The sequence below is a fragment of the Sphingobacterium corticibacterium genome (assembly GCF_004208525.1).
Lineage (GTDB): Bacteria > Bacteroidota > Bacteroidia > Sphingobacteriales > Sphingobacteriaceae > Sphingobacterium > Sphingobacterium corticibacterium.
This window is the reverse complement of the sequence record NZ_SGIT01000002.1, coordinates 354,849-375,324: the sequence shown is the minus strand read 5'-3', so window position 1 is coordinate 375,324 and position 20,476 is coordinate 354,849. Positions and strand designations below refer to the sequence as shown.

The 20,476-nt window shown below is 41.1% G+C and carries 16 protein-coding genes and 2 tRNA genes; 7 read left to right on the top strand and 11 right to left on the bottom strand.

Annotated features, from left to right (window positions below):
* Positions 1-13: 13 nt before the first annotated feature.
* From EWE74_RS10335 to nuoH, 6 genes are read right to left on the bottom strand one after another with little or no spacing between them, the layout of a single operon-like run.
* On the bottom strand, positions 14-1,618 hold the full coding sequence (locus EWE74_RS10335) for a complex I subunit 4 family protein (protein ID WP_130141471.1): 1,605 nt from the start codon (positions 1,616-1,618) through the stop codon (positions 14-16).
* A gap of 3 nt (positions 1,619-1,621) precedes the next feature.
* Complete coding sequence (locus EWE74_RS10330) at positions 1,622-3,631, bottom strand: NADH-quinone oxidoreductase subunit 5 family protein (RefSeq protein ID WP_130141470.1); 2,010 nt, start codon at positions 3,629-3,631, stop codon at positions 1,622-1,624.
* A gap of 2 nt (positions 3,632-3,633) precedes the next feature.
* Positions 3,634-3,939, bottom strand: a complete 306-nt coding sequence (gene nuoK / locus EWE74_RS10325; protein WP_130141469.1) for an NADH-quinone oxidoreductase subunit NuoK — start codon at positions 3,937-3,939, stop codon at positions 3,634-3,636.
* Entirely contained in the window at positions 3,936-4,478 is a 543-nt protein-coding gene (locus EWE74_RS10320) for an NADH-quinone oxidoreductase subunit J family protein (RefSeq protein ID WP_239018620.1), read from the bottom strand. Before EWE74_RS10320 ends, nuoK begins: the two co-directional genes overlap by 4 nt.
* Positions 4,479-4,483: 5 nt before the next feature.
* Entirely contained in the window at positions 4,484-5,047 is a 564-nt protein-coding gene (locus EWE74_RS10315) for a 4Fe-4S binding protein (protein ID WP_130141467.1), read from the bottom strand.
* A 13-nt stretch (positions 5,048-5,060) separates the two neighbouring features.
* Complete coding sequence (gene nuoH, locus EWE74_RS10310) at positions 5,061-6,134, bottom strand: NADH-quinone oxidoreductase subunit NuoH (protein ID WP_206365198.1); 1,074 nt, start codon at positions 6,132-6,134, stop codon at positions 5,061-5,063.
* A gap of 399 nt (positions 6,135-6,533) precedes the next feature.
* Here nuoH and EWE74_RS10305 point away from each other — a divergent pair, with 399 nt between their 5' ends.
* Positions 6,534-7,310: an META domain-containing protein gene (locus tag EWE74_RS10305; RefSeq protein ID WP_130141466.1), complete on the top strand. Its 777-nt coding sequence runs from the start codon at positions 6,534-6,536 to the stop codon at positions 7,308-7,310.
* A 46-nt stretch (positions 7,311-7,356) separates the two neighbouring features.
* On the opposite strand, the gene EWE74_RS10300 is transcribed toward EWE74_RS10305, so the two are convergent.
* Positions 7,357-8,643: a citrate synthase gene (locus tag EWE74_RS10300; RefSeq protein WP_130141465.1), complete on the bottom strand. Its 1,287-nt coding sequence runs from the start codon at positions 8,641-8,643 to the stop codon at positions 7,357-7,359.
* Positions 8,644-8,827: 184 nt separating this feature from the next.
* On the opposite strand from EWE74_RS10300, the gene EWE74_RS10295 reads away from it, so the two are divergent.
* Both EWE74_RS10295 and EWE74_RS10290 read left to right on the top strand, forming a co-directional pair.
* Positions 8,828-9,190 carry a BlaI/MecI/CopY family transcriptional regulator gene (locus EWE74_RS10295; protein WP_130141464.1) on the top strand — a complete coding sequence of 121 codons (363 nt, stop codon included), beginning with the start codon at positions 8,828-8,830 and terminating at the stop codon, positions 9,188-9,190.
* Between the two features lie 3 nt (positions 9,191-9,193).
* The gene (locus tag EWE74_RS10290; protein WP_130141463.1) at positions 9,194-11,179 is read left to right on the top strand and encodes a M56 family metallopeptidase; all 1,986 of its coding nucleotides are present in this window, start codon (positions 9,194-9,196) and stop codon (positions 11,177-11,179) included.
* Positions 11,180-11,202: 23 nt separating this feature from the next.
* On the opposite strand, the gene pth is transcribed toward EWE74_RS10290, so the two are convergent.
* Positions 11,203-11,766: an aminoacyl-tRNA hydrolase gene (pth, locus tag EWE74_RS10285; protein WP_130141462.1), complete on the bottom strand. Its 564-nt coding sequence runs from the start codon at positions 11,764-11,766 to the stop codon at positions 11,203-11,205.
* An 89-nt stretch (positions 11,767-11,855) separates the two neighbouring features.
* Positions 11,856-12,452 carry a 50S ribosomal protein L25/general stress protein Ctc gene (locus EWE74_RS10280; protein ID WP_130141461.1) on the bottom strand — a complete coding sequence of 199 codons (597 nt, stop codon included), beginning with the start codon at positions 12,450-12,452 and terminating at the stop codon, positions 11,856-11,858.
* A 394-nt stretch (positions 12,453-12,846) separates the two neighbouring features.
* Here EWE74_RS10280 and EWE74_RS10270 point away from each other — a divergent pair, with 394 nt between their 5' ends.
* A complete protein-coding gene (locus EWE74_RS10270; RefSeq protein WP_130141460.1) occupies positions 12,847-13,803 on the top strand; it encodes a ribose-phosphate pyrophosphokinase in 957 nt (318 codons plus the stop codon).
* A 108-nt stretch (positions 13,804-13,911) separates the two neighbouring features.
* Here EWE74_RS10270 and EWE74_RS10265 read toward each other — a convergent pair.
* Positions 13,912-13,984: transfer RNA gene (locus EWE74_RS10265), tRNA-Met, on the bottom strand.
* Between the two features lie 49 nt (positions 13,985-14,033).
* A tRNA-Met gene (locus EWE74_RS10260) sits at positions 14,034-14,106 on the bottom strand.
* Between the two features lie 328 nt (positions 14,107-14,434).
* Between EWE74_RS10260 and EWE74_RS10255 the strand changes: the two genes are divergently transcribed.
* Genes EWE74_RS10255 through EWE74_RS10245 form a run of 3 tightly spaced genes read left to right on the top strand, consistent with a single transcriptional unit; the run spans position 14,435 to position 20,474 of the window.
* Positions 14,435-16,489 (top strand): helix-hairpin-helix domain-containing protein, encoded by a 2,055-nt coding sequence (locus tag EWE74_RS10255; protein WP_130141459.1) that lies wholly within the window; start codon positions 14,435-14,437, stop codon positions 16,487-16,489.
* Entirely contained in the window at positions 16,483-18,573 is a 2,091-nt protein-coding gene (locus tag EWE74_RS10250) for a ComEC/Rec2 family competence protein (RefSeq protein ID WP_130141458.1), read from the top strand. The genes EWE74_RS10255 and EWE74_RS10250 overlap by 7 nt, the downstream gene beginning before the upstream one ends.
* A complete protein-coding gene (locus EWE74_RS10245) occupies positions 18,573-20,474 on the top strand; it encodes a RecQ family ATP-dependent DNA helicase (RefSeq protein WP_130141457.1) in 1,902 nt (633 codons plus the stop codon). The genes EWE74_RS10250 and EWE74_RS10245 overlap by 1 nt, the downstream gene beginning before the upstream one ends.
* Positions 20,475-20,476 lie beyond the last annotated feature (2 nt).

The window sequence follows — 20,476 nt, the reverse complement described above, 5'->3', positions numbered from 1 at the left end:
GTTATGCTTAACTTTATAAGTAGGGTTGTATTAAATCAATAAGTTGCAGTACCGAAGCATTGAGATTGCTAAATATAAGGGACGGCATAATGCCTAGCAGTAAGGCCAGGGCAAGTGCCGGAAACAAGATTACTTGTTCACGGGTGTTTAAATCAGTGAGGGCTTCTTTCCATACTTGTCCACCTTGTAGGCGTGTCTGTCCGAAAAACATGCGTTGTAACGTCCATAAGAAGTACGCTGCACTTAATAGTATACCGATAGAACCACCTATCGCCATCCAACGAGGTACACCTGTCGTCATGCTTTCTGCATTGAACGCCCCAATAATGACGAAGGCCTCTCCAATGAAAGCAGAGAAACCGGGCAGCCCCAAGGAAGCAAAAAATGCGATAGCCACATAAGCGGTATACTTGGGCATAAGTGAAGCAAGTCCGCGGAAATTATAAATATAACGGTCGTGTACGCGATCGTATAGGACGCCAACCAAGAAAAACAACGCAGCACTGAGGAATCCGTGGGAAACCATTTGGAACATAGCACCCGATACTCCCTCTGCGGTTAAGGAGGCGATTCCCAGTAGTACGAATCCCATATGTGATACCGAAGAATAGGCGATCATGCGTTTTAGATCCTTTTGTGCCAATGCATTCAATGCGCCATATAATATGGATACGACGCCAATCAATGCGAGCCACCAATTAGTAGTAGCCGCGATATCGGGAAAAATGCTGTAACAGACCCGGATAATCCCATATCCGCCTATTTTCAACAATATACCGGCAAGAATAATAGAGACCGGCGTGGGTGCTTCTACGTGTGCATCAGGTAGCCAGGTGTGTAATGGAACAATCGGTACTTTAATGGCAAAGGCGAAAAATAAGACAATAAATCCGATCAGACGAGCTGGTATGCCGAAGATATCATGATAGTTGGCAATATAAGCAAAGAAAGAACCGTCCACATAGTTGGCGGGATTCATCATGTGCAGCATATTGAATGTATGCGCTCCTGTTACCGGGTTGATGACCGAGAAATAAAGCCCGACGATAACCAAAAGCATGAGTACCGACCCCAACAAAGTATAGATAAAGAACTTGATAGCGGCATATTCACGGCGTTCTCCTCCCCATATGCCAATGAGGAAATAAAGAGGGAGCAGCATCACTTCGTAAAATACATAGAATAGGAAGAAGTCCAGCGCGGAGAAAATACCCATCACGGCCGTATTCAGTATCATTAATAAGGCAAAATACCCCTTCGGACTTTTATCTATGTTCCACGAAGCACCTACGCCCATCAGCATAACCAATGTGCTTAGCACGATAAGAGGTAAGGAAATCCCGTCTACACCGACGAGATAGTCAATCTCTAGTTTTCCGATGGCACCTAAGTCCATGCGTATCCACGACAGCTGTTCCACAAATTGGTAAGCCTCTAGCTGTTGAATACCGCCCAATGATGCTTCAAAATTTCCGTAGAGATAAAGTGAAAGCCCGAATTGCAGAAAGGTGAAACCTAATGCGATGTATTTATAGGTTGCTTTGGCTGATGTGGGCAAGACCAAAATCAGCAACGTAGCAACAAGTGGTAAAAATATCAATATGGATAACAAGCCCATTTTCTATTTAATTATCAGATAAAGTATTCCCAAAACAACTATGGTTAGTGCAAAACCCAAATACGTTTGTAACTGCCCATTTTGAACATGCCGAACAAGATGGCCGATATAGTACGTTGCGTTAGCGGCTAAATTGACCAACCCATCGACAATATGCTTGTCAAACCAATAAACGACCACGGAAAGCTGACGTACAAACCAAGAGAAAAATTTGGTAAGTCCATCTACCACATAGCGGTCGAAAGTATATAGTATACGGCTTAGTTTTATGACTCCATTGACAAACACGCGTTCGTTAAACTCATTTATATAACCTTGCTTATGGGCAAAATATACCAATACGTTGTTTTCCGATAAGGGATATTTCTGTTTGACATACCAATTCCATCCGATAAGCCATACCAAGATTGCTCCTCCCGTTAACAGCGCAGGAATGAATAAATGAGCCTGCGCAAGGGTGGGGTAGCTGCTGTCCGTTTCCAATGTATGCATAATCCAAGCACTATGATAATCGGTTAACGATATTCCGAAAAATGGGAATAGACTGCCCGCAGCAAGGAAAAACATCGGAATAAGCATAGCTTTCGGTGCCTCATGGAACGAGATACCTGCTGCGGTAAGAGAACGGTATTTAAAAGAACCAAAAAATGTCTTGAAAATAAGTCGACCGATATAGAAGGCCGTAAGTAAACTAACGATAATCAATAATATAGGGATTAACATGTAAGCTGCACCGAGATGATTCGCCCATTCGTATGCGGTAATCACAATGCTGTCCTTAGAAAGATAACCGGACGTGAGTGGGAACCCCGCAAGGGATAACGAAGCGATAACCATACACACAAAAGTCTTCGGCATAAAATGTCTTAAACCGCCCATATGACGTAAATCCTGTGGATCAATAGCTAGTTGTGCTTTTGCTTTCAAATGTGCCATTTCGTGGATAACCGCACCTGCAGAGAGGAACAGTAAACATTTAAAAAAGGCATGTGTGGTGAGGTGAAACATCGCGGCATTCCAGGCACCAATACCCACGCCTACCATCATAAAACCCAGCTGGGAGATGGTCGAAAAGGCAAGTACTTTTTTAATATCATATTGCCCTAAGGCGAAAAGAGCAGCGGACAGTGCAGTAAGTGTACCAATAATAGTGATAACTAAGAGAACCGTCTCGTTAAATAGCGGAAAAACGGTGCATAGTAGGAACACACCTGCTGCAACCATCGTCGCAGCATGGATAAGGGATGATACCGCAGTAGGTCCCTCCATCGCATCGGGTAGCCATATATGTAATGGAAACTGAGCCGATTTTGCCATAGCGCCCAAGAAAAACGCCAGTCCTGCGAAGGTAACCCAAGACGTGTTCTTATCAATAGATGATAGGACGCTTGTTTCGCCAAACAAAGTGGACAGGTCTAATGTGCCGCAATTTGCATAAACAAGGGCTATCCCAATGAGAAAGCCGATGTCTCCGATTCTATTGATTAGGAACGCTTTTTTATTGGCTTGCGCAGCAGTCTCTTTGGTAAACCAAAAGCCAATTAACAAGTAAGAAGCAAAACCTACCAATTCCCAAAAGATATATAATTGCAATAGATTGAGAGAAACGGTTAATCCTAACATTGCAAAGCAGAACAGGCTGAGATACATCCAATAACGGTGTATGCCGCTATCGCCTTTCATATAGGCACGGGAATAGATATGTACAGGCAACGCAATAATACAAACGACCAGTTGCATCAATGCGGTTAGATTATTAACAAGTATCCCTACATGGAGTGTATGTTGTCCAATAGTGAACCATGCCCATTTTTGCAAAACAGTTGTTTCGTTCCATATCGGCAGGAATACACCAAATAGACTTATTAGGGTGCTTGCTAAAATAGCGACTAATGCGATGTTGCCGGAAATTGATTTTTTACCCAATAAAGCCTGGATAAGGAAAGCCAACAATGGACACAACATCACGAGAATGCTAGCAGTAACGGGCGATATGTGGAGGAAGATGTTCACGCTCAGTCTTTCAATTCGTGGATGTTTTTGGGATTAATGGTTTTAAAACTCCGATATACATTTAATATAATCGCTAGCCCCACCGCAACAGCCGCTGCGGCAAGAACGATGGCAAATAGTGCAAATACTTGACCTGCGTAATTTAGTTTGTCGTACTTTCCGAAAGCTACAAAATTCAATATCGCGGCATTAATCATGAGTTCGATACCGACAAGGATCATGATTGTGTTCCGCTTAGCCAGCACGGCGTACAAGCCAATACAAAAAATACATGCGCTAACAACTAAAAAATGAGTGAGCGTTATCATTTATTGTCCTCCTTTCGTGATAAGTGTGCAGCTCCGATAAGCGCCATCATGAGGAAGACGGATATAATTTCGAATGGTAATACATACTGCGTCATGAATTTGAAACCCAACACTTCGATGTTATTGTCTGTTGACAAAATTATTTTTCCTTTGGCTTCTGATTGCTGGATCCATTGGGGGATATGTTCAGACCAACTGATATAACTGTATACCATAACACTCATGAAAATAAGCGCTAAAACCAAAGCCTGCCAGTTAGGCAACGAAATAAAACGCTTTGATGTAGATTGTAGGTCATCGAGCAATTCCTTGTTGGACAGCATGAAGGCAAAAATCAACAGAATAAGTACACCTCCGACATAGACTAAAATCTGTGTAATCGCGATAAAGTCTGCCAGCGCGAAAAGGTATAGTCCTGCCATTGCAAAAAGGACAATAAAGAGTAGAAACAGCGCTCGGGCAGTATTACGTATATTGACCAATAGCAGGGCAGAAACGATTGCCATGCCGGCAAAAGCATAGAATAATAAAGATTCCATTGTCATTATTTCTTCTTTGCCGCCTCCTTATCAGCTTGAAATCGTGTCCACTCTTCTTTTCGTTTTGCTATTTCTTCATCTGTCATATCGGAAAAGCCGTAGATCAGATCCGTCAGTTTGGTCGTGCTGCGGTCGTATTGGTCGGTCATCGTGATACATTCCGTAGGACATACCACGGTACACAGTCCACAATACATACATTTCGCCATATCGATATCAAACTTCTCTGGATATAATCGTTTTACGCTGCCGTCCGATGTTTTGCCAATAACACCTACAGATTTGATAGACTGGATGTCTATACAATCCACCGGACATGCTTTCGCACACAGGTCACAGACGATACAGTCTTCAATATCAACCTGTAATTGATAACGTGCGACTTCCGGGATAGGCATCTTTTCCTTTGGGTATTGCACGGTCGTAATACCTTGTTGTTCCTTAAAGTAATTTTCGTTACGAATGTCTCGTATATTGCGTGATTTCCGGGCGCCAAACAAGTGTCTGACCGTTAAAAATAAACCTTTAACAGCCGTTATAAATCCTTGTATGGTTGTTTTTAATACCAATGCGATCTTACATTTACAACATAACCAATATTCTCCATAATCCCGATATAGCGAGACAAACAAACGCTAAGGGGATTAAAACTTTCCAGCATAGCGTCAACAGTTGGTCGGCCCGAAAACGGGGCAGTGTCCAACGAATCCACATTTGTACACCGACAATTGTCAGTGATTTTAATAGCGTCCACACAATTCCCCATCCCAGTCCGGTTGTCCAGTCGGCAAGACGTAAACTGCCAATGTTGGGTAATGGACTGTTCCATCCGCCTAAGAAAATAACCACACCCAATATAGCGACCAGGAACATCATTGCATATTCGGCAAGAAATAAAAAAGCAAATTTAATCCCGCCATATTCGGTGTGAAAGCCCCCGATAAGCTCCGATTCAGCTTCTGGGATATCAAAAGGAGCACGATTACATTCGGCAAGCGAAGCGATAAAGAAAATAGCATAAACGATGAGGAGATGGGGAGCTTGAAAGATGTGCCAGGCAAAAATTCCACCGATATCGGTTACATCCCAAAATCCCATAAAATAGATCTGCTCCGGTGAAGAAATCCCCTGGAGATAAGCTATATCGTTAAGGTTCAACGTCTGTGTGATCATGACGGCTGCAATCAGTGAAAGACCCACCGGTAGTTCGTAGGAAACCATCTGCGCTATAGCGCGAATAGAACCCAGTAGTGAATATTTATTGTTGGATCCCCAGCCGGCCATTAAAATACCGATGGCATCAATGGAAACAACGGCCATAATAAAAAAGAGGCCCGTATTTGTATTTGCTGGTATAAAGTCAGGTGCCCATGGCACAACACTAAAGCCAATGAAGACAGCTACAAATATGACAATAGGCGCAGCTGCAAACAAAATTCTATCTGCCGCTGAGGGCGTTATAAACTCTTTCTGTAATAGTTTTAAAATATCAGCCAATGTTTGAATCAGTCCATATTTTCCCGTTTCCATTGGGCCTAAACGATCTTGTACAAAACCAGCGATTTTACGCTCTGCGTAGACGGCAAATAGCGTGAATCCCGCGATGAAAGCGAAAATTGCGACTGGTACAATAATATGGACAATAAGATCGGCCAAGTTGTCTTTTTAGAATAGTTCTTAATTGGATGCAAACATACGGAAAACGTAGCAAAACGCCATAATATTTGAAGAAAATATACTAGAATAGTAGATTTTATTTTTGATGGTGGTATATATAACGCTATGTTGTTTGATCTATAGAGGTGTCTGTAAAAGATTGGTAGGCTTTTTGTATTGTTAAAATAGTATAATGTTTAAAAAATAATATTGTATAAAAAAGACGATTCAAAATATTATTGTGTAGCATTTGGGATAATCCTTTCGTTTAAAGAGGTGTTGTGATAAAAGAACGATATTTAATTTTATAGCAATGAAAAAACCATCATGATTTATTCAATACATATAAAGAAATGAATAAATCTGATAGCTTCATTACATTTAAAAAAACAAATTAAAATGCATATGAAAATCAACTTTATTTTAGTAGGACTTGTGGTGATCCTAATGGCTAGCTGTGCCGTTCGGAAAACATCAAATAACGGCATGTCAGATTTGATTGGAAAACAGTGGCAATTGGTGGAACTCCAAGGTGAGGGGGTGTCTGCAAAAGTAAACGGCAAAATACCATTTTTGAAATTGGACGAAGAAAATGGTCGTTACAGCGCCAGTGGAGGCTGTAATGGTATTGGGGGAGAATATACATTGCAAAAGAACAATGGTATAACCTTTTCTCGTGGTATGTCTACGATGATGGCTTGTGCAGATATGCGTGTTGAAAATGAGTTACGTACTTTATTCGAAGAGGCGGATACCTATATCGTTAATGAAGGTACGCTGATTTTATCAAAAGGAAAGGATGGAGCGGCATTAGCTAAATTTATCTTGGTTTCGGACCAGTCGGATAAACTAGCTGGTACATGGGAGTTAGATTATATCATAGAATCAGGCGATTTTAATACCTTGTATTCTTCACGGAAGCCTACCATTATATTTGATATGGCCGAAAAGAAAGTGAACGGCAACAGTAGCTGTAATAACTTCTCAGGGAATGTAAAAATCGATGGACATGCAATTTCATTTGGGCCACTGATGTCAACCAAGATGGCTTGTCCAGGAAATGGAGAACAAGTGTTTTTTAAAAATATAGAGCGCGTTACCGGTTTTGATGTACAAGATAGCGTGTTGACGATGATGATGGATGATATCGCCATCATGCGTTGGAAGAAAAAATAAACTATAAAAAAACGCGATGAAAACTAAATTCATCGCGTTTTTTTGATTATCGCTTATCGAAGTCAACGTAGTCACGTTTTGTTTCTCCGACATAAACTTGACGCGGCCGGCCGATTGGCTCTTTATTGTCACGCATTTCTTTCCATTGCGCAATCCATCCCGGAAGACGTCCTAATGCAAATAGTACCGTAAACATATCCGACTCAAATCCTAAAGCGCGATATATGATGCCGGAATAGAAATCCACGTTCGGATATAATTTTCTGTCAACGAAATATTGGTCGTTTAATGCTGCTTCTTCTAATTTTTTTGCAATATCCAATACCGGATCGTTTACCCCTAATTTTTCTAAGATATCATCACAAGCTTTTTTGATAATTTTTGCGCGGGGATCGAAATTCTTGTATACACGGTGTCCAAAGCCCATCAAGCGGAATGGATCGTTTTTGTCTTTTGCTTTCGCAAGGTATTTATCAGCGTCGCCACCATCATTTTTAATGGCTTCTAACATTTCGATAACGGCTTGGTTGGCTCCTCCATGTAGTGGACCCCACAATGCATTGATGCCTGCCGAAATGGAAGCGTATAAATTAGCATTAGATGAACCTACGATACGAACGGTCGATGTAGAACAATTTTGTTCGTGGTCTGCATGTAAGATCAATAATTTATGCATAGCACTGATGACAACCGGATCAAATGTTGTTTCGCCCGTCACTTCTCCAAAAATCATATTCAAGAAGTTCTCGATATAACCGTAATTATTTTTAGGGTACACGACCGGCTGTCCTAATGATTTTTTCTGAATCCAGGACACGATTGTAGGCATCTTAGCCAATAGATTGATGATGGTTTTATTATCTTCCTCTTCTGTAGCATTCGGATTCAACGATTCTGGGTAGAATGCAGACAATGCGCCAACCAAACAAGATAATTGCCCCATAGGGTGGGATTTGGACGGGAAGCCTACGAAGAAATTCTTCATATCCTCGTGAATCATCATCTGTTTTCTAATCGCGGAACGGAATTGTTCTAGCACCTCTTTTGTCGGAAGTTCCCCATATATCAAAAGGTAGGCCACTTCTAAAAAAGTAGATTTCTCTGCTAATTGCTCAATAGGATAGCCTCTATAATGTAAAATACCTTGTTCGCCATCAAGAAAAGTAATGGCACTTTCCGTGGATCCTGTATTTTTAAATCCCGGATCTAGTGTAATATATCCCGATTCACCTCTTAATTTGGAGATGTCAATTGCTTTTTCGTTTTCAGTACCAATAACAACTGGCAATTCGTATGATTTTCCGCCTAAATTTATTGTTGCTTTATCCGACATATGTTAGTAATATAAATAATCTCTTATTTTACAAATGTAAAAAAATCGGTGATAAAATCTAATAACGTTGCAATTTAAATGACAAAGAACTGTCACTATTCATTTTTAATCTTGTAATCTTTTCTGTTAAATATTTTTGGTGTTTACGAAATTTTCGTAGTATTGTGAAAGATTAGTATTGATTATGGAAAAGTTAACCATTCAAGAAGAAGAAGCCATGTTGTCTATTTGGCAATTAGATGGCGGATTTGTGAAAGAAATATTAGATAATTTAAAAGGAGAGAAGCCGCCTTATACCACATTAGCATCGACGATTAGAAACTTGGAACGCAAAGGCTATGTGAAAGCTGTCAAATATGCTAATGCTAAACGCTATGAATCTATTATTTCTGAAGAGGAATATAAAGGGAGGTTTATGCATGGGTTCGTAGGACATTATTTTAAAAACTCCTATAAAGAAATGGTTTCTTTCTTTGTGAAAGAAGAGAAACTTTCTGCAACGGAATTGAAGGAAATCATGGATATGATACAGAAAAAACAGTCTTAGATTATGTACTCTTTACTTGCCTATATCGCCCAAGTCAATATTCTGCTGATTATTGTGTACATCGGATATCACGTATTGCTAAGGAAATTGACATTCTATCGTCTGAATAGAGGATATTTTCTGGTAGGGCTTGTTTTCGCGTTTGTGTACCCTTTTTTGGATATTAAGTCTCTTGTTCGGCAGCATATAGAACCTGTAGGTGAGTGGATGACATATTTGCCTGACTTTTATATGAGACAAGTAGAAGAATCTGTTTATACGTTAGAGAATGCAATATATAGCGGTATCGCGGTCGTTGGATTATGGTTTGCTATACGGTTATGTATACAACTGCTGAGTTTATTGCGTATTCATCTCTACTCGAGGAAAGCTATATGGAAAACATATTGGTATCAAGATGTATTATTTCCTATTGTTCCTTTTTCTTTTCTAAACAAGATTTACCTTCATAAAGAACAACACCAGGAACCGGAACTCTATGATATTTTTGAACATGAGGATGTCCACGTGAAAGGCCTTCACAGTATGGATATATTAATGTTTGAAATCTTACTGATAGTTTGTTGGTATAATCCCTTCGTATGGCTCATGCGCAGAGCTGTACGTCAAAATTTGGAATACTTGACTGATCAACAAGTGCTGAATAAGGGTGTGGATCGGCAAACCTATCAGTATTCGTTGCTGAACGTCTCGAAGCAAGGTGCTTCGTTGGGCTTGAGCAATCGGTTTAATTTTAAATTTTTAAAAAAGCGCATTATGATGATGAACAAAAAAAAATCGTCCAAACTCGAATTAAGCAAATATGCGTTCCTGCTACCGATCTTCATTTTCTCGGCAGGAGCATTTACGATCAGCAAGGCAGATAGCCGGATAGCCGAAGCCGTAGAAGTGGCTCGGGACTTTAAGCTGGAAGTTTTTAAGCCGGATAGTAGAGAAGTAAAACCGAAGGGTAGTGAAGAAATTCTAGAAGGGATTACTATTGAGACGGATACCGTGAAGGAAAGTGTAGCAGACAGAACGCCACAGATACAAGTTGTTGGTGGAACGGGTGATGTAGAAGATCATCTACTGAAATTGGACAGTAAAGCGGATATCGATCAAAGTAAGGGCTATTTATATGTATATGATAACCAGGTGATATCGAAAGCAGCGTTTCTTCAAAAAGACAATAGTGAATTGTATGATCTGCGGCTTGGTTCCGTAAAATGGATGCAACTGCAATTCCCCAACTCTCCAGATAAAGAAGGGGTAGTTTCTGCGTTGTCCAAAGAAGGGTATGATAAACGGCAGGAGGACGCGAAGAAAATTGTGTATGTGATTGATGGGGTAGTGCAGAAAGAGGGAAAAGCAGCATTGGACGTCTTAGACCGTAATGCAATAGAATCTGTTGAAGTTTTGAAAGATGCTTCTGATCAAATGGCAGCTTATGGTGAAAATGCGAAATACGGCGTGATCAAGATAACAACGAAAAAAGGAAATGACGGGCGTGCAGGTTTAAAAGGAGACCTTTCAAAAGGTGATGATGACGAAGTTGTGGTAGTAGGTTATTCGGCTCGCAACAAGTTGACGGAATCGGATACAACAGAACGCCCGAGGATTAGGATACGCGGTCAGGGGATAAGTGGGGACACCAATCCGCTGTATGTTATTGACGGGGTCGTGCAACCGAAAGGAAAATTGGACGCTATAGATCCGAATACAATAGAATCCGTGACTGTGTTGAAAGATAATGACGCTCGATTGGCTTATGGAGAGAGAGGGAAGGATGGTGTGATTTTGGTGACTACTAAAACAAATACAGCAGGCAAGGTTTTTAATAAAAGTAAAAATGTATATCCATATACGGATGACGATGTTTTCTTTGTTGATGGTAGAGCTGTATCTAAGAATGAGTTTAAGAAGATGCTAGAAGAAAAACCAGATAGATTAGTGGTTACAAGCCCATATCCCGAAAAGAAGGGCCGTCGTTACGAAGTAAAGACGAAGTAAAGCGGGGTGGGGATTGTATGCCCCTACTTCGTATTCAAATTCGTCATGGTCAATTCGATACCAATGTGAACAAAACTTTGTATCATCTTCACGGCGTGATCGATAAGTGCAGGCAATTCTTTCTGTTCATCGCGATCGAAAGGGCTCAATACATAATCTACTTGGCGTCCTTTGGGGAAATTATCGCCGATGCCGAAACGTAGACGAGGATAGTTTTGTCCGCCACAAGTAGCCTCTATGGAGCGTAGTCCGTTATGGCCTGCGGCGGAACCTTTCGGCTTGATTCGCAGCGAACCAAATGGAATAGCAAGATCGTCTACCACAACTAGTACATTTTGTATGGGAACTTTTAGCTCCTGCATCCAATAGTTGACGGCCTTGCCACTTAAATTCATAAAAGTCGTAGGCTTAATCATGTATACGTTTCTGCCTTTAAGTTTAAATTCCGTGTAGTAGGCGAGCTTCATCAATGACCAGGTCGCTCCGGCTTGGTTTGCAGCCTCGTCTGCTACCATAAAACCGATGTTGTGGCGCGTGTCTGCATATTCTTTGCCAATGTTGCCTAGTCCGACAATTAAATAATTCATGGTCGCAAATATAGGAATTACATGTTAGACAAATAAAAAAGCATCGCAACATGTTGCGATGCTTTTTTATTTGTCTAAATACCTCGGTATTATTTCTTGCCTCCTTTAGCTGCTTTAGCTGCTTCTTGCTCTGCTTGACGCAATGCACGAGACATTACTACCGACACGATGGTGTCGTCAGCATTGTTAAGAACTTTGGCATTTTCTAACGATACTTGTCCAACACGGTAAGATTTACCAACCTCTAATGATTCCATAGGAACTTCAATTTCTTGAGGAAGGTCATTTGGTAATGCTTTCACACGAAGGCTGCGCAATTTCTGAACAAGTTTACCCCCCATTTTAACGCCTGGAGAATCTCCTGTTAATTTGATAGGAATATTTACAGAAACTTGCTTATCATCAAACAATTCTAAGAAATCCACATGCGTTACCAAGTCGGTAAGTGGGTGGAATTGTGTGTCTTGAACAATAGCACGTGTTTTTTTGCCGTCGATCTCCAGTTCTACAAATACCACATCAGCAGTATAAAGAACAGATTTCAAATCAGCTGCGGATACAGCAAGGTGGGTTTGTTCTTTACCACCATAAAGAACTGCAGGAATATTTCCTTCGTAACGCAATTCTTTTGCATCTCTTTTCCCTACGTTCTGTCTAACAGAACCGCTAATAGCAATTGATTTCATCTAATTTGTTTTTTAATTTTTAATTGTTGATGAGAACTCCCCCGATACCGGGTCGGTTTCATTTCTTAATCATCTAAATTTAAGGTGCAAAAATACGGCGTTTTTTCCGATTAATCAAATTTTATTTGACGCTGTTTGTATGGTTAGCCTTCCTGGAGTTTGCGGCCTATTGGCAATAACTTATCACAATTTAAACCTTTTGTTTTAAGAAACATTTGGCTAACTTTGTCGCAAAACTAAGTTAATCTTGGAGTTTGTCCGATAGTATAAGGGTAGTACAAGTGATTTTGGTTCATTTAGTCTTGGTTCGAATCCAGGTCGGACAACTTTTTTAATTTTGTTTTCTTCTAATTGGAATATTAAATAAATCCAACATATAAAACACGCATAAGAAATGCCTTTGCAATTTAACACGGTGAAGCTGTTCGCAGGGTCTGGAACAGTGGAATTAGCGGAAAAAATCTCCACATCCTATGGAAAGCCGCTTGGCGATATGACCTTATCCAAGTTCAGCGATGGGGAAATTCAGCCTTTTTACAATGAATCCGTACGCGGCAGCGACGTGTTCTTAATCCAATCCACAAACCAACCAAACGACAATCTTTTAGAGCTTTTATTTATGATTGATGCGGCAAAGCGTGCTTCTGCCCATTATATCACGGTGGTCGTTCCTTATCTCGGTTATGCCCGTCAAGATAGAAAAGACAAACCGCGTGTCGCTATTGGCGCGAAGTTAATTGCAAACCTCATTGTGGCCGCCGGTGCGCATCGTATCATGACCATGGATTTGCACGCTGCGCAGATACAAGGATTCTTTGATATCCCAGTGGACCATCTAGATGGATCAATTATATTTGTACCGTATATCAAATCCTTGAAACTGCCGAACCTGACCATTGCATCTCCGGATATGGGGGGGTCATATCGTGCCCGCACATTTGCCAAATTTTTCAATGCGGAGGTTATCATCTGTGACAAACGTCGTAAACGTGCCAATGAGATTGAATCCATGTCAATTATTGGAGATGTGAAAGATCAAGATGTAGTCTTGATAGACGATATATGTGATACGGCTGGTACGTTGTCTAAAGCGGCTGCGTTGATTATGGAAAACGGCGCTCGTTCGGTAAGGGCTGTCTGTACGCATGCAGTCTTATCGGGAAAGGCTTATGATACCATCGAAAATTCGGTTTTAACAGAAATGATTGTCACAGACACTATTCAGTTAAAGCCGGAGAAGCAAAGAAGCTGCAGTAAAATTAAAGTATTATCGACGGCTGATCTATTTGCCGGCGCGATTAAGAATGTGAATGAACACGGATCAATTTCGGATCTGTTTGATATTAAATAACGATAACATTTTAGTTAAAGAGTAGAGGCGACCTAAGTGTCGCCTTTTTTATGATCTCATACGGATGGAAATAAAAAAGCGCCAAGTTTCCTTAGCGCTTTTTGTTAGTAGCGGGGATCAGACTCGAACTGATGACCTTCGGGTTATGAGCCCGACGAGCTACCAACTGCTCCACCCCGCAATATTTCTTGAATTTTTTTAAGCTTAGCCTCGCGCTTTGCTTTTGTTAGTAGCGGGGATCAGACTCGAACTGATGACCTTCGGGTTATGAGCCCGACGAGCTACCAACTGCTCCACCCCGCAATTTTTTGGTGACACAAAGATAGCGTTTTTTGTGTTTAAACCAAAACGAAATCTTCTTTTTTAAAAAGATTGACTACGAGAATTGGATAATGTTCTAATATTCTGTACTTTCACTGTATCAATTATAATGAATTGTGATGAAAAGAAGATTACTACTAACCGTTGTAACGCTCTATTTATCCGTTCAGCACTTTTATTTATCCTTTTCATATTGGAGGAAAAGTAATGCGTTAACGTGTAAAAAGAGTTTTTTTCTGCCAGATAGTCTGGCGGACAACACCACCTGTACCAGCAAATCCCATCTGCTTATTTCAAATGCTCATAATCTATGCGTTTTGCCAGTGTACGAGTTATGACAGCGGTGTTCTTACTGGGGTATAGTACGCTGGTAAGAAGCCAAACATCGGGCGAAAGCTCGGTAGCGGAGCAAATTGTAGAACAACTTGTCGAAGAATTAGAGGAGGAAGTCGATGTTGATGAAGTTCTAGAGCTTCTTCGTCACTACCGTACACGCCCCATTGATTTAAATAAAACGGATGGGCATGAGCTGGCTAACCTTTCATTTCTATCACCTTTGCAAATTGCTAGCCTTTTAGCACATCGCGAACAGACCGGAAAGTTTATCTCCGTTTTGGAGCTACAAGGGATTGCTCATTTTGATCTGCCGACTATTGAACGATTGAGTCCTTTTATTACGGTCTCATCCGTATCGAGCTTGGAGGGATTAACTTGGCGGAAGCTTTATGATGATAGCGAGCAGCAGCTTATGTTACGTTATGGCACTATCTTTCAGAAACAACGAGGTTATTTCATTACCGATAGTACCCGTTCTCGTTATCTTGGAGATGCAAACCGTTATATGCTGCGTTATCGTTTCAATTTTCGTAATCGGTTGCGTTTGGCGATTAATATGGAAAAAGATGCCGGGGAACCCTTCTTTCGGGAAAGGCAGCGCTATGGTTTTGATCACAATGGCGTTAGTCTATATGCAAAAGACCTAGGTATATTTAAGGAATTGATATTGGGGAATTATGCTTTGCAGGCTGGACAAGGATTGGTAATGTGGAATGGTTTGAGTTTTGGCAAAGGAGCGATGATGACGAGTAGTGCTAGGCAAGGGGGAGGGTTGAGGAGCTACACATCTATGAATGAACACAACTATCTCTCCGGTTTTGCTACGCGGTTATCTTTTGATAATTGGGAAATTACACCATTTGTTTCTTGGCGAAAGCTATCTGGTAATCGTTCGGGAGCGGAAGACGGTAATTATACGATCAGTTCTATTTCAGCATCTGGATTACATCGAACGCCTAATGAACTTCGTAATCGTCGAGCGATCAAACAAAATGCGATCGGGACAGACGTAACCTACCGATATAAGCGTTTGAAGCTAGGTGCTGTGGGTGTTTATACGCAATATAATGGCACAATTGTACACGATGGTTCGCCTCGTCAGACCTATTCTTTTGAAGGGAGGCGAATACTCAATATCGGCGTCAATTACCAATACACCTATAAGAATGTATATCTTTTTGGCGAAACGGCACACGAGTATCGACGAGGTTGGGCTACGCTCCATGGCCTGATCGCCAGTTTGCATCCGAAAGTATCAACGTTTGTTAACTATAGAAATTACCAACCTAACTACCATGCTGTTTTTGCACAAGCGTTGGGGGAGGGTAGTGCGGTTGTCAACGAAGAGGGAATCTATGCGGGATGGATGTTCCATCCCAATAGAAAGATAGAATGGATGAATTATATTGACGTATTTCGTTTCCCTTGGTTACGCTATCGTGTTGACGAACCTAGTGCGGGAATGGACGTTCTATCCCAATTTACGTATCTTTGGTACAAGATAGGGCGTATTTCGTTGCGTTACCGCCATCGACTAAAGCAAGAAAACAATAGTGCACAACCGCCAGACAGATCTGTGGTGGATGTGTTGAAAGATCAGCTGCGCCTTGTCTTTCAGTATAAACTTTCTAACCAGTGGGAAATCCGGACAAGAACGGAGGGGGTGCGATATGAAAAGGATGGGAGAATCGATTTGGGCTGGTTGGCTTATCAGGATGTATTCTGGAAACCTGCTCGTCTGCCATTACAAGCAAATGTACGTTTAGCTGTATTTGCTACTGATTCGTATGATGCGAGGCTATATGCATACGAAAATGATGTGTTATATGCGAGTGCCTTCCCTATGTATAATGGAAAAGGCGGTCGTTCCTATATTAACTTGCTTTATCGTATAGGTCGAAAAATAGATTTTTGGCTTCGTTATAGCTTAAATCACTATTTGGATGTAGAAACGGTAGGTTCTGGGTTGGATCAAAGCGAGGGTGCACGTCGGTCCGATATTAAAATTCAATTCCGATACCGATGGTAGGGCACGCAATCTATCTGGCTTTGCGGAAAGTGCCGTTTGCCAGCGTTTTCTTATTTTTTGGAACAGGTATAATGAGCGGTTATTATTTACCATTATCGATATTGCTGTTTCGAATTATAGTCGGATGTATGATAATTATATTCCTGTTTTTGGTGGGAATGGAGGCTTATGGTCGACAATTGCGCCGTATTTTCTTTCCACCAATTTTTTACGGTTGGTTGTTCTTATTGGGTATTGTATGGATAGAACGAGAACTTCCTGCACAGCAATCACAATATTTTGTAGGTAAAAAAGCGGACTATTTGATAGGGGTGGTTACGGACGAACCTGTATATGGCGAGGCTAGTATACACTTTCCTTTAGAAATTCGTCATATTGTCGACGATGAAAAAGTAAGCCCGGCAACAGGGCAAATCATGCTGCGTATCGTGCATAAAAATAAGGAATCTGATTTATCGTTGTCTTATGGCGACAAGTTGTTGTTCCGTAATGAGGTAATGGACATACGTGAACCTTATAATCCTAAACAATTTGATTATAAACGATATCTGGCCCATAAAAATATTTATCATCAAGCCTATATAAAGCCTGCGGATATTCGGCTGCTCGGAAATAACTACGGAAATACCGTTATAGCACAAGCGTTGGCGATACGCCGTTATTTTGTGCATAAGTTCAGCCGGTTTATATCGAATAAGGATGCGTTGGATATTTGCGCAGCTCTCATTTTAGGATACCGTGCCCATTTTCCGATGGAAACACTAACGGCTTTTATTAATACAGGTACGGTACATGTTTTGAGTGTGTCAGGTTTGCATGTCGGTATGGTGTTCTTCCTGCTGAATTTTTTACTGGGTTTTCTAGACCGGTTCCCTTATGGTAGGCCTATTCGCTTCGTGCTTATTCTAGTAGCCATATGGGGCTATGTTTTGTTGACGGGAATGGCTCCCTCTATCCTGCGGGCAGGCGTGATGATTTCTTTTTTGTTGGTAGCCAGATGGAGCCAACGAGCTAATCAAAATCTAAATTCGCTTTTTGCATCAGCATGCTGTTTACTTTTGGTGGATCCGTTTATGATCTTCGACATGGGCTTTCAATTGTCCTATTTGGCTGTTTTGGGTTTATTTACGCTCTATCCATTGCTTAATAAGGTATTGCTGATAAACAATAAGGGGTTACGTATGACATGGCAAGCCGTATTAGTTTCTGTCAGTGCTCAGCTCTTTACCACACCACTAGCCTTGTATTACTTTCAGCAGTTTCCCAATTACTTTCTGCTTGGAAATTTATTTGTATCACTGCCTGCGACGGCATTAATGTATATGGGTATAGCACTAGCCACATGTCCTTTTCCGCTTGTCAACGCGTATTTGGCACAGGGATTAACCTATTTGTGTCGTTTCCTCTTATGGGGCTTGCAGACTATCGAAGAATTACCATTTGCTACAGTACAAGGTGTTGCCTTTTCGGGAGTACAACTTGCTTTGTTTCTGCTCGTTATCATCTTTTTGCTTATTACCTGGTATAGTCTGCGTAAACAATTTTTATGGTGTACCTTTATCGCTATAGGAATATTGTTATTCTCTGCTGTCATCTCCTCTATAAAATATACTTCTTATCAAGGCATAAAAATATATAATGTCGGTCGTGAGGTTGCCATTGCCGTAATTAATCACGGTAAGGTTTCTCTTATTTCTACGTTAGATAGCGTGGCACATCCGTATATAAAGAGGCAGGTGCTGCCAGACCTTAACCATTATATACGGATGACGGATATCGCTTTTTACCCATTGCAGTTAAAAAGAGGTGATCGGGTGAAAATTCAAACTTCTATAGGTACGTTGGGTATTATAGAGGGCGGTAGGGGAGAAATGGGACCTATGGTATGTGATATTTTGTTGTGGCGCAACATATCATCTTATGATAAGGTAAATGATAAAAATTTCAGCCATGTTGCTCTCGCGATATTTGACGGGTCGAATAAAACGGAGAGATTGCCAGCGATGATAAAAATGGCAGATTCTTTAGATCTACGCTATTACGTCTTGAAAAATAATTTTGCTTATGTTTGGGAGAAGAAGTGATGGAAAATAAAAACCTGGATATATTAAAACAATATTGGGGACATGAAGCCTTTCGTCCGTTGCAGGAAGACATTATCAATGCTGTGCTGCAGGGGCGTGACACCCTGGCGTTAATGCCCACAGGTGGAGGGAAATCTATTTGTTTTCAAGTGCCGGCACTTCAGTTGGCGGGTATATGTATTGTCGTGAGTCCACTTATTGCATTGATGAAAGATCAGGTCCAAAACTTGCGAAAAAAAGGTATCGAAGCGGTGGCCATTTTTTCTGGTATGTCCCATAGGGAGGTGGATATTGCATTGGATAATTGTGTGTACGGAAAAATTAAATTTCTTTATCTTGCCCCGGAACGTCTTTATAATGATTTGGTAAAAGAACGGATACGCTACATGAAAGTGAGTCTTTTTGCCATTGACGAAGCACATTGTATTTCACAATGGGGGTATGATTTTCGTCCTGCTTATCTAGAACTGGCGAAGTTGCGGGAGATTCATCCAAGCACGCCTTTTTTGGCGTTGACGGCCACGGCAACTCCACGTGTAGTGGAAGATATCCAAGATAAGTTAGGTTTCGTAGGAAAACAAGTGTTTCAGAAAAGCTTCCGAAGGGAGAACTTAGCCTATATGGTATTGGCCGAGGAGGATAAAATGGGACGTATGTTGCGGATGATCCATAAGATTGGCGGATCGGGAGTGATATACGTCCGTAACCGCCGGGAGACACAAGAAGTGGCACAGTATTTAATTAACCACGGTATACCAGCGGATTTTTACCATGCTGGGCTTGATCCACAGACCCGTTCGCAAAAGCAGGACAGCTGGATGGAAAATCGGATGCGTGTCATTGTGGCAACCAATGCATTTGGGATGGGGATCGATAAATCGGATGTGCGATTTGTACTACATCTGGATATTCCTGATTCATTAGAAGCTTATTACCAAGAAGCAGGTCGCGCGGGTCGCGATGGGAAGAAAGCATTCCCAGTATTGATGTTTCAACAAGCGGATCGTGAAAAATTGTGGGAGAATTTTATAGCCGGTTTTCCGCCGATACCGTTTATTCAACAGGTCTATCATCATTTAGGAAACTACTTTCAAATCGCTTATGGCGCTGGGAAAGGTCTTTTTTTTGATTTTGATGTAGTCGATTTCTGTAAATGTTATAAGATTGATATTCTTCCCACATTAAGTGCTTTGAAGTTTTTGGAAAGAGATGGGTGGATTGCCTTATCCGAAGCTGTTTTTATCCCCTCGCGATTTAAGTTTGAAATCGATTACCAGGAATTATATAAATTTCAAGTACAGTCGGCGAAGTATGATATGCTCATCAAATTGATTTTGCGCACAACAGGTGGCGCATTTGATTTTTATATCGGGTTGAACGAGTATGAACTGGCAAAAAAGCTTAACGTTTCGCATGACGTAGTAGTGGGGATGTTGCGCGGGCTACAACAATTGGAGGTGGCTTCTTATCTTCCTAAAACGGATGCCCCTCAACTGGAATTTCGTCAGGCACGTGTAGATTACAAACATCTCTTTATCGATACTTCCTTTATCGAGGAAAGAAAGAATATTAAAGAACAACAAATAAAAGCTATCTATACTTATCTCGATACGAAGGACTGCCGAAGTATCGCGTTGCAGACTTATTTTGGGGAAAAAGAGAAAGCGTTTTGTGGGGTTTGTGATTTGTGTCTGGTGCGCCAGCATCGTGCAGATATCCAGGAAAAACTACATGAAGAAATAAAAAACGTATTACTGGCAGGCGAAAAAGATGTGAAGGACCTCGTTGACGAGCTAACACTCGGGGATGATGATATAAAGTTGCACGTAATTCGATTGCTTCTGGATCGAGAGCAGATTCTCTTGCGAGACGGTATGTATCGCTGGAATAGTGATTTTTAGAG

Bases quoted from the DNA above. Each gene is read 5' to 3' on its own strand.
- EWE74_RS10335 (WP_130141471.1), bottom strand. From the start codon at position 1,618: ATGGGCTTGTTATCCATATTGATATTTTTACCACTTGTTGCTACGTTG.
- nuoK (WP_130141469.1), bottom strand. From the start codon at position 3,939: ATGATAACGCTCACTCATTTTTTAGTTGTTAGCGCATGTATTTTTTGT.
- EWE74_RS10320 (WP_239018620.1), bottom strand. From the start codon at position 4,478: ATGGAATCTTTATTATTCTATGCTTTTGCCGGCATGGCAATCGTTTCT.
- EWE74_RS10305 (WP_130141466.1), top strand. From the start codon at position 6,534: ATGCATATGAAAATCAACTTTATTTTAGTAGGACTTGTGGTGATCCTA.
- EWE74_RS10300 (WP_130141465.1), bottom strand. From the start codon at position 8,643: ATGTCGGATAAAGCAACAATAAATTTAGGCGGAAAATCATACGAATTG.
- EWE74_RS10295 (WP_130141464.1), top strand. From the start codon at position 8,828: ATGGAAAAGTTAACCATTCAAGAAGAAGAAGCCATGTTGTCTATTTGG.
- EWE74_RS10290 (WP_130141463.1), top strand. From the start codon at position 9,194: ATGTACTCTTTACTTGCCTATATCGCCCAAGTCAATATTCTGCTGATT.
- pth (WP_130141462.1), bottom strand. From the start codon at position 11,766: ATGAATTATTTAATTGTCGGACTAGGCAACATTGGCAAAGAATATGCA.
- EWE74_RS10280 (WP_130141461.1), bottom strand. From the start codon at position 12,452: ATGAAATCAATTGCTATTAGCGGTTCTGTTAGACAGAACGTAGGGAAA.
- EWE74_RS10270 (WP_130141460.1), top strand. From the start codon at position 12,847: ATGCCTTTGCAATTTAACACGGTGAAGCTGTTCGCAGGGTCTGGAACA.
- EWE74_RS10255 (WP_130141459.1), top strand. From the start codon at position 14,435: ATGCGTTTTGCCAGTGTACGAGTTATGACAGCGGTGTTCTTACTGGGG.
- EWE74_RS10250 (WP_130141458.1), top strand. From the start codon at position 16,483: ATGGTAGGGCACGCAATCTATCTGGCTTTGCGGAAAGTGCCGTTTGCC.
- EWE74_RS10245 (WP_130141457.1), top strand. From the start codon at position 18,573: ATGGAAAATAAAAACCTGGATATATTAAAACAATATTGGGGACATGAA.